General features: G+C 47.0%; 16 protein-coding genes. 4 read left to right on the forward strand and 12 right to left on the reverse strand.

What is annotated here, in order from left to right:
- From H8K36_RS16410 to mpl, 12 genes are all read right to left on the reverse strand, one after another.
- Positions 1-1,528, reverse strand: a 1,528-nt coding sequence (locus H8K36_RS16410) for a retention module-containing protein (protein ID WP_186917604.1), incomplete at its 3' end; no start/stop codon positions are given.
- 92 nt (positions 1,529-1,620) lie between these two features.
- Positions 1,621-2,241, reverse strand: coding sequence for a response regulator transcription factor (locus H8K36_RS16415; RefSeq protein ID WP_186917605.1), 621 nt, complete (start codon positions 2,239-2,241; stop codon positions 1,621-1,623).
- 2 nt (positions 2,242-2,243) lie between these two features.
- A complete protein-coding gene (locus H8K36_RS16420) occupies positions 2,244-3,656 on the reverse strand; it encodes an HlyD family type I secretion periplasmic adaptor subunit (RefSeq protein WP_186917606.1) in 1,413 nt (470 codons plus the stop codon).
- Positions 3,653-5,860: a type I secretion system permease/ATPase gene (locus tag H8K36_RS16425; protein WP_186917607.1), complete on the reverse strand. Its 2,208-nt coding sequence runs from the start codon at positions 5,858-5,860 to the stop codon at positions 3,653-3,655. The genes H8K36_RS16420 and H8K36_RS16425 overlap by 4 nt, the downstream gene beginning before the upstream one ends.
- 205 nt (positions 5,861-6,065) lie before the next feature.
- Positions 6,066-7,028 (reverse strand): magnesium/cobalt transporter CorA, encoded by a 963-nt coding sequence (gene corA, locus H8K36_RS16430; RefSeq protein ID WP_186917608.1) that lies wholly within the window; start codon positions 7,026-7,028, stop codon positions 6,066-6,068.
- Positions 7,029-7,043: 15 nt separating this feature from the next.
- A complete protein-coding gene (mtgA, locus tag H8K36_RS16435; protein ID WP_186917609.1) occupies positions 7,044-7,733 on the reverse strand; it encodes a monofunctional biosynthetic peptidoglycan transglycosylase in 690 nt (229 codons plus the stop codon).
- Positions 7,730-8,569: a shikimate dehydrogenase gene (aroE, locus tag H8K36_RS16440; RefSeq protein WP_186917610.1), complete on the reverse strand. Its 840-nt coding sequence runs from the start codon at positions 8,567-8,569 to the stop codon at positions 7,730-7,732. The genes mtgA and aroE overlap by 4 nt, the downstream gene beginning before the upstream one ends.
- On the reverse strand, positions 8,562-9,464 hold the full coding sequence (locus H8K36_RS16445; RefSeq protein WP_186917611.1) for an energy transducer TonB family protein: 903 nt from the start codon (positions 9,462-9,464) through the stop codon (positions 8,562-8,564). Before H8K36_RS16445 ends, aroE begins: the two co-directional genes overlap by 8 nt.
- 40 nt (positions 9,465-9,504) lie before the next feature.
- Positions 9,505-11,592, reverse strand: a complete 2,088-nt coding sequence (locus H8K36_RS16450; RefSeq protein ID WP_186917612.1) for a ribonuclease catalytic domain-containing protein — start codon at positions 11,590-11,592, stop codon at positions 9,505-9,507.
- The gene (locus H8K36_RS16455; RefSeq protein ID WP_230404736.1) at positions 11,593-12,195 is read right to left on the reverse strand and encodes a chorismate--pyruvate lyase family protein; all 603 of its coding nucleotides are present in this window, start codon (positions 12,193-12,195) and stop codon (positions 11,593-11,595) included. It abuts the gene before it with no gap.
- On the reverse strand, positions 12,188-12,754 hold the full coding sequence (locus tag H8K36_RS16460) for a YqiA/YcfP family alpha/beta fold hydrolase (RefSeq protein ID WP_186917613.1): 567 nt from the start codon (positions 12,752-12,754) through the stop codon (positions 12,188-12,190). The genes H8K36_RS16455 and H8K36_RS16460 overlap by 8 nt, the downstream gene beginning before the upstream one ends.
- Positions 12,751-14,160, reverse strand: coding sequence for a UDP-N-acetylmuramate:L-alanyl-gamma-D-glutamyl-meso-diaminopimelate ligase (gene mpl / locus H8K36_RS16465; RefSeq protein WP_186917614.1), 1,410 nt, complete (start codon positions 14,158-14,160; stop codon positions 12,751-12,753). The genes H8K36_RS16460 and mpl overlap by 4 nt, the downstream gene beginning before the upstream one ends.
- Positions 14,161-14,320: 160 nt before the next feature.
- Here mpl and H8K36_RS16470 point away from each other — a divergent pair, with 160 nt between their 5' ends.
- The 4 genes from H8K36_RS16470 (at position 14,321) to accB (ending at position 16,613) form a co-directional block, all read left to right on the forward strand.
- Entirely contained in the window at positions 14,321-14,944 is a 624-nt protein-coding gene (locus H8K36_RS16470; RefSeq protein WP_186917615.1) for a hypothetical protein, read from the forward strand.
- A gap of 9 nt (positions 14,945-14,953) precedes the next feature.
- Entirely contained in the window at positions 14,954-15,487 is a 534-nt protein-coding gene (locus H8K36_RS16475; protein WP_186917616.1) for a TlpA family protein disulfide reductase, read from the forward strand.
- A gap of 103 nt (positions 15,488-15,590) precedes the next feature.
- A complete protein-coding gene (gene aroQ, locus H8K36_RS16480) occupies positions 15,591-16,028 on the forward strand; it encodes a type II 3-dehydroquinate dehydratase (RefSeq protein WP_186917617.1) in 438 nt (145 codons plus the stop codon).
- 123 nt (positions 16,029-16,151) lie between these two features.
- Positions 16,152-16,613, forward strand: coding sequence for an acetyl-CoA carboxylase biotin carboxyl carrier protein (gene accB, locus H8K36_RS16485; RefSeq protein ID WP_186917618.1), 462 nt, complete (start codon positions 16,152-16,154; stop codon positions 16,611-16,613).
- Positions 16,614-16,656 lie beyond the last annotated feature (43 nt).

Here is a 16,656-nt window from a genome sequence, read left to right on the forward strand (position 1 = left end):
TGGCCGCCGATACCGTAATACTTTCGGTGCCTTCAGCAACACCATCAGCTATCGTCGCTACTCGCAGCAAAAAGCTTTGCGCTCCGGCTGGAACATTGACCGCACCAGCCAAGTTTAACCACGTCGCGCCACCATCCACTGAATATTGTTGTGCACCTGTGTCCACACCAACTGTCGCACTGCCAGAAATCGCATTTACATTGACGGCGGTCGTTGTTGTACTTGTGCCTGTCAAATTAATGGTAAAGACTAAGGCATTACCTTCCGCGACTGTCGCGCTATCAATCGACGACACTACAGGACGGTCGTCATTTGTACCATCTATACCTGTACCATCATCTTTGATCGTCACAATGCTGGCGCCTGCACCAATCGTGACATTGGTCGGATTCGTCAAATTCACCGTGAACGTTTCACCGCCTTCATAGACGCGGTCATTGGTGATCGGTACTGTGATCGTTTTAACCGTTTCACCTGGAGCAAACACCACACTGCCAATCACTGGCGTAAAGTCCGATCCCGAGGTCGCACTACCATTGGTCGTGTTGTAATTGACTGAAATCGAGGCCGGACTCGCTTCTGTCAGTTTCACCGTGAACGTCACCGTTCCTGCTGCTTCATTCACTTCCAACGGACCGCTGATGTTAGCAATCGGTACCGCGCCATCAATAATCGTACCGGTTCCTGTCACCACCGCTGCGTTCGACGATGTACTTGCCACCAAGGACAAGCTCTCATTGCCTTCGATCACACCGTCCTTGAGCGTACCAACACGCACAATCACACTCGATACGCCTGCAGGTACTTCAACCGATCCAGAAAGAGGAACGAAGGTAGTGCCGCCATCCACCGACACTAATTGACTCACTGTATCCACGCCCACTGTCGCACTGCCTGATAGCAAGGACAAATTCAAGGTCGTTGGCGTCGTTGATGTGCCACTTAACTTCACCACGAAGTCTTGCGCCGTGCCTTCGCTTGAGCTTGAACCACTCACCGAAATCACTTCCACACCCGTGTTCTGCACTGGCGGCGCCGCTTCAAACAAGGGCTGTGTTACGCCCTCAACCACCGCACCGTCAAAGCTCAACGGCGACACATTCTCCGCAATCCGATCCAAACGCACAAAGCCATTGCCATCACCACCTTCGCCACCACCTAAACCCGCTGCCGTTTCTTCCAACAACTTGTCTAAGCTATTGCCACCAATAATCGCTTTGGAAATGTCTTGATCAACCGAGGAGGAAGTTGCCGGAAGAAGCGCATTTGCCGCCACTTCGACTTGCCCAGGAGCGAAGACCGTAGCATCTAAACTGACGGTTTCATTAGAACGTACTACATAGGAATGGCCTGCATCAAACGCAATCTCGACCTCACCACCATTGGCCGTCACGATCACGTCCTTCTCATACACAATATCGCCGACTTTTAAGACATGTTGCGACCCATCCGGCGATTTAACAATCGCTCCACCTTTGAGACCCACCACTTTACCGATGATATTGCTTGTATTTGCTGTGCTTGCCATGTCTTTACTCCGGACGGTTTCTTATATCGTCCTGACAATAGCAAATGTGTTTCCTTAAGACAATTGTACTAAGGTACAACTAGGGAGATGGTTTAACTTTCTTTAACCAATAATGCGAGCTGCAATCGACTTTTTAATTGCAGTTTTTCGAGTATAGAACCAATATGCGCTTTCACAGTACGTTCGGTGATCGCCATTTGCTCAGCGATTTGTCTATTTTGCATGCCATCAGCAACCAAGATAGCGACCTCTTTTTCTCTCAGAGTTAGCACATCATCCCACCGTGCGCTGACTTGCTGCTCAATTTGCACATGCGGTATTTGTTGCGCCAACAGGCGAGACATAATCGATTCACCGATCCAAATCCCACCCTGACTTACAACGCCAGACACATTTCGTAAGACCTCTGGCGCGGCATGAGTATTGCAATAAGCTTTAGCCAAAATAGAAAAAGCTGCTAGCGCTTCGAGATCGTTTGGTAAGTCACTCATCATTACCAACTTCGCTTTCGGCCAACCAGCTCGGAGCTTTTCCGTTTGTGCTGCGATCGTGCTACCTGCGGTCAAATGAAACCAAACTAAGCCGGAAAACTCAGCATCATGCAACTGAAAGTCGGGGCCAATAGACACAATACTCGGATCAATCTCCTCCAAGCCCTGTGGCACCCGTTGCCCCCGCGAATAAAAGTAACTCGAGATCTCTTTCACTGCCATGCCTATCTTTCAGTGAAAGCGTTTTGTTTCGCCCTAAGCACTGGCTTGAGCAAATAAGTCAAAATGGTTTTCTTACCAGTAATAATATCAACCTCTGCAACCATACCAGGAATGATAGGCTGACCGCCCGCTAGACGGGAATTATTGGTAGAAACACGCACCGTATAATAGGTAAAACCTCGTTCATCTGTAACCGAGTCAGCACCAATATGCTCGACCTTAGCTTCCAAACCACCGTAAGTTGAAAAATCATATGCGGTGAATTTCACGACAGCCTTTTGCCCTGGCACCAAAAATGCAATATCTTTGGGGGCAACGCGAGCCTCTAAGATTAACTTGCCATCCATAGGCACCACTTCCACTACATCTCGTCCGGGTTGAACGACGCCACCGACCGTATTGACCAATAACCGTTTAACAGTCCCACGAACTTGACTGCGAATTGCCGACTGTTTTACTTTATCGACCAAACCTGCACTACTTTGCACGATCGAATTCAAACGAGACATCGTTTCTGACAATTCTTTGCTAGCATTATTTCGAACAGCTAATTCAACTTCTTGAATCTTACGCGTGGCTTCCGCGATCGCTGCACCAGTCCGTGCGATCTGTGCAGTCGCGACATCTCGCTCGCCTTTGAAACGAGAGACATCACGTTCTAGACGTAAAATTTCAACCTCGGAGACCGCACCAGTGCTGAGCAAAGGTTTCGTGAAATTCAATTCCTTTAAGCTAGACTCATATGCCTGCGATGCTTGCTTTTGTCTAGCATTGGCTTCCGCTTGTTCCTGGCTACGTTGCTGCAACTGTTGTCGCGCAATTGACACTTGTGCGTTTAGTTCATTTGTCGCCGTTTCATATAAACGTTGTTCCTCTTCGGCTGTCTTGGGATCCTCTTTCACTACCTCTTCCGGTGGTTGAAAGGGTGTTCCTTCACCTATAGCACGTAAGCGCGCGGCCTTTGCCATCAAAGAGAGATAAAGAGATCGATTTTCTTTAACCGAAGATTCAAAACGTGTCGTATCAATTTGGAGTAAGACCTGTCCCTCATTCACGACTTGGCCTTCTTTAACCAAAATTTCAGTGACGATACCACCATCTAAACTTGGATAGACTTGCAACTGCTGCGAAGGAATCACTTTCCCTTCACCTTTTGTAATTTCGTCGACGTGCACCAAACCTGCCCAAATCACAAAAATTAAAAACGAAAGCAGGACAAATCTTGTCAACACTCGCGCTTGAATCGGCTCTTGCTGAATCATGATGCTTTCCGCATCACGCATAAAATCAGACTCGGGTAATTTAGCTTCGTCAGTCCATCGCTTGAGCCATTGGCCCGGCGCAAATCCTAAAGCCAAGCGCAAACGCTCGAGCATAGCAAGTAAGGAATACAAAAATCGGCGGCCAATTTTCATAGTTTAGCCTTCCCGACCTGACCGGTTTGCAGGGCATGCATGACTTTATCACGCGGCCCATCCGCTACCACAACACCACTGTCGATCACGATAATTCGCGTCGCCAAATCCATCAGACTTGGTCTATGGGTTACGATCAGCATCGTCTTGTGCATTCCGTATTTGGCAATACGATCTTTAAACTGCGCCTCAGATGGATAATCCATCGCACTCGTTGGCTCATCGAGCAAAAGCACTGGCGGGTCAAGTAACGCAGCACGTGCGATCGCAATACTCTGACGCTGTCCGCCCGAGATCGATTCTCCACGCTCACTGATCACCATATCGAAGCCCTCTGGGTGACTATTAACGAACTCAGTCAATCCAGCCAATTCGGCGGCTGCCACAACAGCTCTATCATCGGCATACGGTGCACGAATCGTAATATTTTCGCGAAGCGTGCCATAAAACAGCATCGAATCTTGTTCTACATAACCTAAATTTCGACGTAAGTCCGCTGGATCAAGTTGACGTAGGTCGACGTCATCAAGCAACACCGCACCTTTGCTAGGCGCATATAGCCCGAGAATCAGCTTCTCCAAAGTCGATTTACCAGAGCCAATGCGACCAATAATGACCACTCGCTCACCCGGCATAATTTTAAAGCTCACACCTCGCAAGGCTTCTTCCTTACGCCCTGGATAACTAAAGTGCACATTGCGAAACTCAATCTGTCCCTTTATTTCTGGACGATGGACAAAGGAAGTTTCGTCACTGCGTTCGGTTGGCGTCGCCATAATTTTTTCAAGAGATGCCAACGAGTTCTTGGCGCCTTCAAATTGCAGCATCAAACCAACCACTTGAGCGACAGGGGCCATGGCTCGACCAGCCAACATGGTTGCCGCTATCAAGCCGCCCATTGACATCATTTTTTCTTGAATCAAATATACGCCGGCTATCACTACAGCCACATTCACCAACTGTTGAATCATCGAAGCGCCATTCATGCTAGAGGCTGAAAGCAACTTCAACTCGGAGTTCACTTTGGCCAAAAACGCTGTGGTTTTCTCCCATTTCGCTTGCATTTGGCTTTCAGCACCATGAGCCTTAATGGTCTCCAATGCAGTCAAACTCTCGACCAAAGTGGAGTTACGCAATGCCGCAGCGCGAAAGGTCGTTTCAGACAATTCACGCATTTTGTGTTGTACCGTGTAGCTGTAGATCACCACCAAAATGATACCGATAATTGGCAATAGCACTAATGGCCAGGCGATCCAAATCAGTGCCAATAAGAACAAAATAGCAAACGGCAAATCAATCATCGCCGTTACGGTTGCGGACGCAATAAAATCACGGACGGTTTCAAACGATCGCAGATTCGACGCGAATGCACCCACTGAAGCGGGCTTTTGCGTCATGCGCATCCCGAGTACGCGCTCCATGATCAAGGCAGACAACTTGAGATCGATACGGTTACTGACCAAGCTGATAAAATGCCCACGCAGAAGGCGAATAATGTAATCAAGAATCAATACAAGTGTAATGCCGCCAGAGAATACCCAGAGGGTTTCCACCGCAAAGTTCGGCACTACCCGGTCATATACGTTCATGGTGTACAAAGGCATTGCAATCGCAAACAAATTAATTAGCAATGCAGCAGCAAGAATATCTTTAAAGATCGGTTTTTGTTCGAGTACAGCACCCCAGAACCAATGTTTCTGTGGCACCTCCACCAATGGCGGAGTGCGCTGATCAAATCGAAAATGAGGCCGAGAGAATATTGCAATACCGCTATAGCGCGAACTTAGTTCTTCACTCGACATACTCACAGCGCCCTGCCCTGAATCCGGTAGCAACAATTGTGCTTGAGTGCGTTCCTCGTTCCAGCCTTGTAGTAAGCAAGCTTCGTTATTCTTCAATAGCAAGATAACCGGGAATAGCGCTTGATCGATTTTAAGTAGCTCGCGGCGAACTACTTTCGCTGAAAAGCCGGCGTGCGCTGCTGCACGAGCAAACAACGAGGGTGTTAACCCTTCAGGAAGTAAAGGCAACCCCGCTGTTAATGCAGCGCGAGTACTTGGGCGTCCGTGAATACGTGTCAGTTCCACCAAACAATCAAGCAGAGGATCACGATGCAACAGATCCTCGCGGATTCCACTGGACTGCACACCGCCGACTGGGCGAATAGGCAATGGACTTGGTGAAGGTGACTCGTTTTGGCTCATTCTTTTTTTACCCGGGAATTTGTTGAGTGAAATCGACCTTTGACCCCAGCAGGAAAAGGAACAACACAAATGCCAAGTTATCTATATATGATTGTTTTGATTTTACAACAGCAAAAAATTTCCTGAAAGTAAATTTGTTTATTTTGGCATGCACTTGACATTCCTTAACAAATTTACACCGGAAGCTAACAGATAAAACTTAGACTTATTTCAACCAACCTCGCCGTTTGAAGTACCACAACGGTGTTATCGCAGAGGCGAACATCAATGCCAGAGCATAGGGATAACCCAAATCCCACTTCAATTCTGGCAAGATATTAAAGTTCATACCATAAATACTTGCGATCAAAGTTGGTGGCAAGAAAGCTACAGAAGCCACGGAGAAAATCTTGATGACTTTATTCTGGTTAATGTTGATGAAACCGACGGTGGCATCCATCAAGAAGTTAATCTTATCAAATAGGAATGAGGTATGACCATCCAATGACTCAATATCTCGCAAAATTTGGCGAGCCTCTTCGAACTGCTCAGCATTGAGTAATCTACCGCGCATCAAGAAACTGACCGCCCGTCGTGTATCCATCATATTGCGACGAATACGGCCATTTAAATCTTCTTCTTGAGCGATGGCATTCAAAGCAACCGCAGCATCCTGATCTGAAAATTCTTTTTTCAAAACAGCGCGGCTAACGGCTTCCAGGTTTTGATACACACCTTCCAAAGCATCCGCTGAATATTCCGCATCTGTCGCGTACAGATCCATCAAAACATCTTTATAGTCCGCAATTGAACCTGGACGAGAACGGGCACGCATGCGCACCAAGCGGAACACTGGCAAATCAATCGTGTGCACCGAAAACAAAATTTCACGCGCCAAGATGAAAGCAACTGTCACCGTTTGTGCTGTTTCGGTTTCATCAATTAAGAAATCCGTGCGTAAATGTAAGTCACCGTTATCAGCTTCGTAATAGCGTGCCGACGCCTCAATATCTTTTACCTCATCTTCGCCTGGCAGCGTTACTCCATAAATCCCCTTCACCCACTCACGTTCTTCTTCATTTGGGTCTGTCAAATCAACCCAAATAGGCAAAGTATTTTCGAGGTCTTCGCGGCTCTCGATATGGATTTGGCTCAAGCGGCCATTGTGTAAAACAAAGACGTTTATCATTTCTTACTCCCGTTGTTACGGTAATTCTGCATAGTTCATGCGTCGCATGATGAGATCTGTACGTTTCTGCAGATAAGCAGACCCTTGATTTTTATCGTAAAAACGAGGCTTGGGTAGCATAACCCCTAAGCGTGCCGCCTGTGATGCCGATAAATTCGCTGCACTAATTCCATAGTAGTGTTGTGAAGCGGCCTCCGCCCCAAACACACCGACACCCCATTCAACGACATTCAAATAAATTTCTAAAATACGCTCCTTATCCAGGCACATTTCCAGCATATAGGTGATGATTAACTCCTCGCCTTTACGCAGGTAACTACGTTCACCGGATAAAAACAAATTCTTGGCTAACTGTTGGGTTATCGTAGAGCCGCCTGAGACGACTTTGCCTTTTTTCTTATTTTTTTCAAAGGCTTTTTGCATCGCTTCCCAATCGACACCATCATGCTCTGAAAAACCATCGTCTTCGGCAGCGATCACGGCCCGCTTCAAATGATTCGAAATCCGTGAATAGCTTACCCATTTGTGTTTGAGCACAAACTTCGGATCTTTTTCCTGCAATACTGATTCCTGTTGACGCATGAAACTGGTCGAGCTCGGATTATGGTTAATCCACCACATTATCTGCACTAAAAAATACAGCTGCACCAACAAAAATAAGCTCAACGGAAAAACAATGAGCCACAAAAATAATTTCTTTTTCATTCAATTGCACCTTCCCGCAATTGCTTAAACACATTGGTTGTTTCAGGACGCACGCCGCGCCACAAATAAAATGCTTCAGCGGCTTGCTCTATTAACATACCAAGCCCATCACGCACCTGGGCTCCTGCTTTTTTCGCAAAGGCTAAAAATGGTGTCAACTGAGCGTCATACATCATGTCGTAAGCTAAACAATTTTCACCAAACACTGTCCCAGAAATAGGCAAAGCCTCACCCTGCAAACTACTCGATGTTGCATTAATCACTAAATCGAATTGCCCCACAATTTGCTCCCAGCTTGCGGCGATACAAACCGTATGTATCACTTCAAACGAAGACGCCAATTGCACGAGTTCTTGCGCTTTCGCTAAAGTGCGATTAGCAATCACAAGTTCTTTGGGGTTTTGCATCAATAGCGGTTGCAATGCTCCGCGCGACGCACCGCCGGCACCTAATAGGAGAACGCGCTTATCTTTCAATGAAAAACCAGCATTCACCACTATATCTCGCACTAAACCAGCACCATCGGTGTTATCACCTTCAATCACACCATCTAAAAAACGCAAGGTATTGACAGCGCCGGCGCACTTCGCACGTTGACTCAAGCTGTCACAAAGAGCAAACGCTTCCAGCTTAAAAGGCACTGTCACATTCGCACCTTTTCCACCTTCAGCCATGAAGCGCCGAACCGAATTCTCGAAACCATCAACTGGTGCCAAATACTTTTGATAATTGAGCGCCTGCGCAGTCTGATCGGCAAAAATGCGATGAATCAATGGCGATTTACTATGCGCGATAGGATTGCCAAATACGAGATATTGGTCGAGAGGGCTAGTCACGAATCTTCCCTCCTCGCATCTCGGTCTCTAACTGCTGGTCACGCGTGAATTTAAACTGCGTGATCACGATCCAAATGTCATCTTTATCTTTGGAACGCATATTCGGTGGGAAGTTACCAAAGGGCGCAGCTTTTCGCACAATACGTAATGCAGCTTCATCGAGCGCAGGTATGCCAGATGACTTCTCAACCTTAGGTCCGCCACCTTTTTCATAGATGGTACCGTCTTGAAAAATCGGAATATAGACAATAACCTGCCCGTATAGCTTCTTGCCGTTTTGCTGAGGGAAGTTCAGCGTACCGACATCTTCGACTTTCTTTTGAAGCGCCTTGTAATAGATTGCGTGTCCAACGGCTTGTGTACTCGGCGACAAAAAAGTTTTGCGGGGACGTTTATTTTGATCTTCTATCGTTTGCGAGATTTCAGCAATGGACCGTGCTAGGGCTTTGCTGCTATCGGCTTGATCGCGTCCATTCTCTGCTTGCTGGTTATCTTCGAGCTGTTTCTTGTCGAGAACACGTTGCGACTTAAACCGAGATTCATTGCGCACTTGATCAATCAACTGCTTTTGACGTTCCTCTAATTCTTGAATTTTACGTTGAGCCACCAATACGCTATCACCATCTTCGGAGCGGCGCATATCGGGCAATGGCGATTTCGCACGGCCCTGATCATTCAGGCCACCACCATCTAGATTAACTTGCGCCAAGGCTTGCGCGCTGCTCGGACGCTTATCGTGTTTAGCATTAACCAAAATAATTTCAAGTCCTGGGTCGACGGGCGTAGTCTCTTGCGTTTTTGGCGCGACGAAATGCACGAGCAAAATCACCGTATGAAACAACACGGACACAAAAATCGCAGAACTGAGAATCAAATTATCAAGTATGGTTTTCACTACGACATCCAAACATTTTCCAATTACTACTCGGCATCAACTAGGTTTGCACTTCTGATGCACCGTTATCCAAGACTGGCTCAGCGTTCGCGTTTTGCTCCAGATCTTCCCCTTCAACGGGAGCAACGACAGCAACTTCAGTAGATTGTGGTTCAACCAAGTTATTGGATTCAGCCGATTCGGCCTCTTCCAACTCCTCAAGCTCATCGCCAATCTCTTCCACTGCGGTATCCAAAGCCTCAAGAAATCTAGCCTCAACACTGAGGTCAAGTTCATCCCAACGCAAAATCTCCAATCGTACTTGGGCGCCACGAGCCACCTGAGGCATACCAGCCATCCGAATGATCAAAGGAATTTCAACTAAACGCAAGACTTCGTCTTTTAAAACAACAGCGTCGACCTGACGCTTCTGCTCTTGACCCAACCAACGTAAGCACCAATAACGTTCCATATTGGTTTGAAAATCGGCATAGGCAGCGTAAGCAGCATCAAAACCAGACACGATCGCGAACAAATCTGCATCCTTGGGTTTAAACGGAGCGACTAGGGCCGCCGTTACGCCGTGCTGTACACAAGCGATGATTTGCCACTGGTTTACGAGATCAGTGTAACGACGCAGCGGCGAAGTACTCCAAGCATACTGATCAACACCCAAGCCTTGATGCGGCGCGGCGTGCGTCACCATGCGTACTTGCATCTTGGCAGCCCAACCGCCGGATCCGCCCCCTTGTGCTCGATAAATACCGGGGATGCCATGATCCGCCAACAACTTACCCCAAGTGCTATTTGCAAGAATCATCAATTCAGCAACGATTTTATCGAGCGGAGCGCCGCGCTTACGACGGACGATACTGACCACATCGTCTTCAACATAAAAATTAAAGTCGACACGATTATTCTGTTCTGGTTTCAGACCAAAACTCTCGCGCTTAGCCATCCGCCCTGCTTCCAGAACCTGCGCCCATTTCCACAAAATAGCAATGTCATCTTTGTGCGCATATTCGCCCGCATTGGCGGCTAAGTTATCTTCTGTAACTAAGGCATCCAAATCATTGTGGCGCAAGTTTGCCGACATTGGGATCGCCTCAACCTTGGTCTCGGCACTCAGCATCTGCCAATCATTCGTATTCAGGGTCACATAAAGCGACACTGCCGGACGAGTCTGGCCTTCGCCCAATGTATATACGTTGACCAAATCATCGGGCAACATGGTGATTTTGTCGCCTGGCATATACACCGTTGACATACGTTGACGCGCCATCAAGTCAAATGCATCGTTGCGTGAAATTCCCAAAGCAGGAGCAGCGATATGAATACCAACCTTCACGGTGTCGGCGTCAATCTGAGTGATAGAAAAGGCGTCGTCGATTTCTGTGGTGGTGACATCATCGATCGAGAATGCTCGCACATCAGCGATCGGCAAATTATCTGGCAAAGACGGTAACGCAGTACTTGGAAAGCTAACCCCCTTAGGAAAATGCTCCAGCAAGAATTTCGACAAATGAAAGTCTTTGGCATTCTTCAAGCCACCGCAGGCCAACATCAGTTTCGCTGGCGTTGTTTGAAGTTCATTACAAGCTTCAACCATGGCTTTATAGGAGATACTGTTCTTATCAGGCTTAAATAAGAGCTGCAAACCAATGCCATTAAATGCCTCAGGCAAGCGGTATTGCTTCAACTCCTCGACGTATGCTGCTTGCACCAGGGCTTGCTGCTTTTTCTTTTCGATACCGGCTAGCGCGGCCTTTAGTGTTTCTTCTGGCGCGGCTTTATAACGCCCACGTCCTTTTTTCTGAAAATAAATGGGCGCAGAATGCAAAGCCAAAATTAAGCCAGCCGATTCGTGCGCCTGTGGAGTAGCTCCAAAATATTCAGCACCAAGCTCCGCAAAACCAAATTCTTCTTGTCCTGCGACTTCCCACAAAAAACCTAAATCAAGTTGTGTCGCGACTTCCTTGGCTTGCGCCAACAGACTCGCTGGATCTGGACTTGTGAACTGCAGAAATACGTCTTTAGATTTAACCTTAGTACGCTTACCACTCGCTAATTCAACTTGATAGGCTTCTCCAGCTTGAGACAACACACTGCCAGCTTTAAAGTCACCTGACTCTTCAAAAAATAAATTCATCTAATCTGTCTTTTCATCATTAGCCACCTTCATTTGAGGTAGCCCTAAAATTTCAGGTAAAAATACTTCAGTTACGAGCAAGGGAGAGCCTTTGCGGCGAAAAACTGAACGTCTTGCCCACAAAAATTGGCATTCGGCAGGTAGCGCATATTCCGCTGCAATTCGCTTCATCAAACGATGTTCACGCCATAAACGCGCATATTGGAGTTGCCCACGCTGTACCAATGGATCGCTAAACAAAGTCGTTCCCAATGAACGATTCCCCAAAGACGCAAACAAAGGCCAGTGCGAAGCCGTTGCTGTTAATGGTAATACCGTGTGAGCATATACCACGGGCGTTTCGTCGCAACGCAAAACGACTTCACGTTCAATAACCTGCTGCACTCGCGGCAAGGCAATGGCATCCGCCTCATCCGGCAAACACAGAGCTCGTCCTTGTCGTAGCCTCTGCACCCGAAAACTTTGTGAGCGGGCGATCAAACGAGCAGTCAATGAATTACGATCAGTTAGCCAATCGCTCATATTGAAGTCTGCCTGCACCGCATTGACATGTCGATGCCAACCGGCATATCCCTTCCTTCTCATGGAGATCAAATCAGGCATCACAGAAAGCCACCACTTCTTCTATGTAATCAGCAAATTCGCTGATTCCGTGATCACTACCTTCGATGATACGTTGTTTCACACCACGATAATGCCCCGCCATCTCTTGCCAATCCAAAACCTCGTCACCGGTTGCTGCAATCAAAAAGTATCGCAGGGGCAAACTAATCGAAGGCACCACCAAAGAAAGCAATTCGGGAATGTATTCCTGTTTAAATTCAAATGGCTCATCGCTATGATAAGCAGTGGTCACTCCAACATAGTTCGCCAAGTCACGCGGGGGCTTGACCGCAGGATTGAGGAGAACAGCCTTGCACCCTAATTTTTCAGCGAGATAAGTCGCATAAAATCCTCCAAGTGAAGATCCAATAATGCTCAACTCTTTCTCTGGCACGCCGGCGACTAAACTCTGCGCTAATTCAATCGCTGCCTTCGGCGACGCAGGTAATTGGGGACATAAAAATTCCTCACCACGTCCAAGATCCTCAAAATGCGCAGTTAAGAGACGTGCTTTTAACGACGAAGGGGAAGACCGAAAGCCGTGCAAATACAAAATCATTCTGCGACCGCCACATCAAGAAACCGGAGCTTCAAAGCATCAAGTAGTTTTTGATGAACTCCGCCAAAGCCACCATTACTCATCACCAAAATTGTATCGCCTCGTTGCGCAACTTTGACAATATCGGCTACCAAAGAAGACAGCTCATGATACGTACGCGCCTTGGTGCCAAGCGGAGAAAATGCTTCAGCCAAGTCCCAACCGAGCGCGTCTTTACCACTCAAGGCACCATATGCAAACACCAAATCGGATGCAGCTAGGCTAACAGGTAGCGCCTGTTTAACGGCGCCCATTTTCATCGTGTTCGAACGCGGTTCTAGCACCGCTAAGATTCGTGCATCACCAACACTTCGACGCAACCCTTCCACTGTGGTCGTGATGGCTGTCGGATGATGTGCAAAATCATCGATCACCTTGATGCCATTGACCTCGCCGCGGACTTCCATGCGGCGTTTGACGTTCTCAAACTTCGATAAAGCTTCAATCGCAGTAGCAGGTTCAACACCAACATGGCGTGCAGCAGCGATCGCAGCCAAAGCATTCAATCGATTGTGTGCACCGTTCAATTGCCAGCGCACGCGCCCTTGCACAGCGCCACGATAAAGCACATCAAAGTCTTCACCGTCTTGCGGTACCAATTGCCATTCAGCGGCAAGTTCGCTAGCACTCCCTGAGAAAAATTCTTTCTCACTCCAGCAGCCTTTTTGCAATACGCGTTGCATACTGGCTTCATCACCATTCACAATCAAACGACCGATACCGGGCACGGTACGCACTAGATGATGGAACTGAGTCTCGATGGCGGAGATATCGGGAAAAATATCAGCATGGTCGAATTCCAAATTATTCAGAATCGCCGTCTTGGCATGGTAGTGCACAAACTTACTGCGTTTATCAAAAAAAGCCGTATCGTATTCGTCTGCCTCAATCACAAAAAAGTCTGAAGGCTTGTCGCCATGAAGACGCGCAGAAATTCCAAAATTCAATGGGACACCGCCAATCAAGTAACCAGGCGCATATCCCGCGCATTCCAAGATCCAAGCCAACATCGAAGAGGTCGTTGTCTTACCATGGGTACCAGCCACAGCCAATACCCATTTATGACGAAGAATATGTTCACCTATCCACTGCGGACCGGAGACGTAAGGCAAACCACGGTTTAGGATTTCTTCCATTAAAGGATTGCCACGAGAAACCACGTTACCGATTACAAATAAATCAGGCGATAAGGCCAATTGTTCAGCGCCAAAACCTTCAACCAACTCAATACCCTGCTGCTGCAGCTGGGTACTCATGGGAGGATATACGTTGGCATCGCAGCCTGTGACCTTATGCCCTGCTTGTTTGGCGAGAGCGGCAAGACCGCCCATGAACGTACCGCAAATACCTAAAATGTGAATGTGCATAAACTTGCAATACTTTCTGAACAGCAATAAATGTTGACTATTGGCTTATATTCGAGCCGCTCCATTAGTCGAGACAAAACTGCCATCATGTAACGTAATTTGAGAATGCCGCAATTCTACCCGACAGACAGGGTTTAACCGAATACGATATGATACGAAGATGACGAATTTTAATTTTCCTGACAACGATCGTATTGATCAAATACGTAACGAGATTGCATTATTAGCGGCCAAATTGATTGCTGAAGAAGGTTGCGAATACGGCACCGCAAAACGACGCGCTGCAAAGCAACTGCTGGGCAATCAAAAGATGCATGGCAATATATTGCCAGACAATCAACAAATCGAGCAAGAAGTTCGTGAATACCACGCCTTGTTTTATGCGGATAGCCAACCGCAGCGTTTGCATGCCTTGCGCAGCTTAGCGGTTGATCTGATGCAGAAGCTCAATCATTTTAATCCTTATTTGATTGGTGCTGCGATGAACGGAACTGCCGGTGAGCATTCCGATATCTATTTGCATCTCTATACCGATAACAGCAAAGATGTGGCGATTTATTTACTCAATCTTGGTATCGACTTTGAAGTTTCCGAGCACCAAGGCAAACGTCACGAGCCGCTCGAGACTTTAAGCTTCATGTATAGAAATGAAGGCGTGCACTTACTAATTCATGATTACGATGACCTCAAGCACACGGACCGCAGCGAACGCGCTGATTTTAATGCGGTAATCGCACTTCTCGAAACAAGCAAGCAAAACAACAACAATTCCGAATACGACTGAAAGATAAAAATGAACAAACACTTTCTAAAGATGGGCATTACTGTTGCCATCCTCTGTGCAGCTGCTGGGGCATATGTAGGGAACAAAAGGCTTGAACCCAAGCCACCCGTCGATTCTGCAGTACAACAACTCATGTCATTGACCCTAAAAGATAGCAAAGGACAGGCTCAAGCCTTGAAACAATGGCAATCAAAATTCTTGGTGGTAAATTTTTGGGCAACCTGGTGCAAACCTTGTGTACAAGAAATGCCAGAATTAGTTGCCTTGCAAAAAGATCTAGCAAGTCAGAACGTTCAGCTACTAGGAATTGGCATAGATTCCCCTTCCAACATTTCTGAATTTGCTGAAAAGTATCAAATTAGCTACCCTCTATTTGCAGCAGGAATGGAAGGCACCTCCCTCTCTGGGGCCATGGGGAACAAAGCAGGTGGACTGCCATTCACTGTACTCATTTCAAGCAATGGTCAGATCGTCAAGAGTTATTTTGGCAAACTAAAAATGGATGAGTTAAAAGCAGATATTCAAAAACTCAATACCAAATAGGTCAAAATCAGAAATAAATAATCTGTTTTTCCTGTTTTTTTGCTTGCCAAGCAGGTCGAATTAACGGCAAAATGCCGCTAACTTCTGCAAATACTCTAACAATATGGCTCAAAAGCTCCTCTTGATTAATGGCCCCAACTTGAATTTATTAGGGACCAGAGAACCGGCGGTATATGGCTCTACCAGCCTGCATGATGTAGAAACAGCAGCTCAACAACAGGCAAATGCACACGGTGCCAGCTTAGAATATTATCAAAGTAACCACGAAGGTCAACTCATCGACCGAATTCATGCCGCGAGACTAGAAAATATCGATGCCATCATCATTAATCCGGGCGGTTTTACACACACCAGTGTTGCGCTGCGGGATGCTTTGAGCGGCGTTGCCATCCCATTTATTGAAGTACACATCTCGAATATTCACCAACGCGAGAACTTTCGTCATCATTCCTACTTATCAAGTGTTGCCAAAGGTGTCATTTGTGGGCTTGGTGTAGATGGCTATCGCTTGGCGATTGACTTTGCACTAAAAAACCTTTAAATTCTCGCATCTTCACGCAATTAACTCATATTTACACAATAACTTTTAATTGCTTACTTTCCCATAACAGCCGATAAGGCGCCAATTGCGCACTTTTTCGCACCTCTTTTCAGGAGATTTCACATGGATTTAAGAAAACTCAAGACCCTCATCGACCTCGTTGCTGAATCCGATATTTCGGAATTGGAAGTCACCGAAGGCGAAGGTAAAGTTCGTATCGTGAAATCTGCACCTGCACCACAAGGCCAAATGGTCATGATGCAGCCTCAGATGCAACAAGCGATGGCAGCACCTGTCGCTGCAGCAGCAGCGGCCGCTCCAGCTGCACCAGCAGCGGCTCCAGCAATTGAAGGGCACATTGTTAAGTCCCCAATGGTCGGCACTTTCTACCGCGCTGCTTCGCCTGGTTCCGCACCGTTTGTTGACATTGGTAAAAATGTTAACTCTGGTGACACCCTGTGCATTATCGAAGCAATGAAATTATTGAATGAAATCGAAAGTGATTTCTCCGGCAGCATCAAACAAATCTTGGTTGAAAATGGTCAACCAGTTGAATTTGGTCAGCCTTTGTTCATCATTGGTTGAAATAAGCAGAACTAGCTAGACGATATATACGCCGATAGTCCTG

This window comes from Affinundibacterium nitidum, from assembly GCF_014284155.1.
GTDB classification, from domain to species: Bacteria; Pseudomonadota; Gammaproteobacteria; order Burkholderiales; family Burkholderiaceae_D; genus Undibacterium; species Undibacterium nitidum.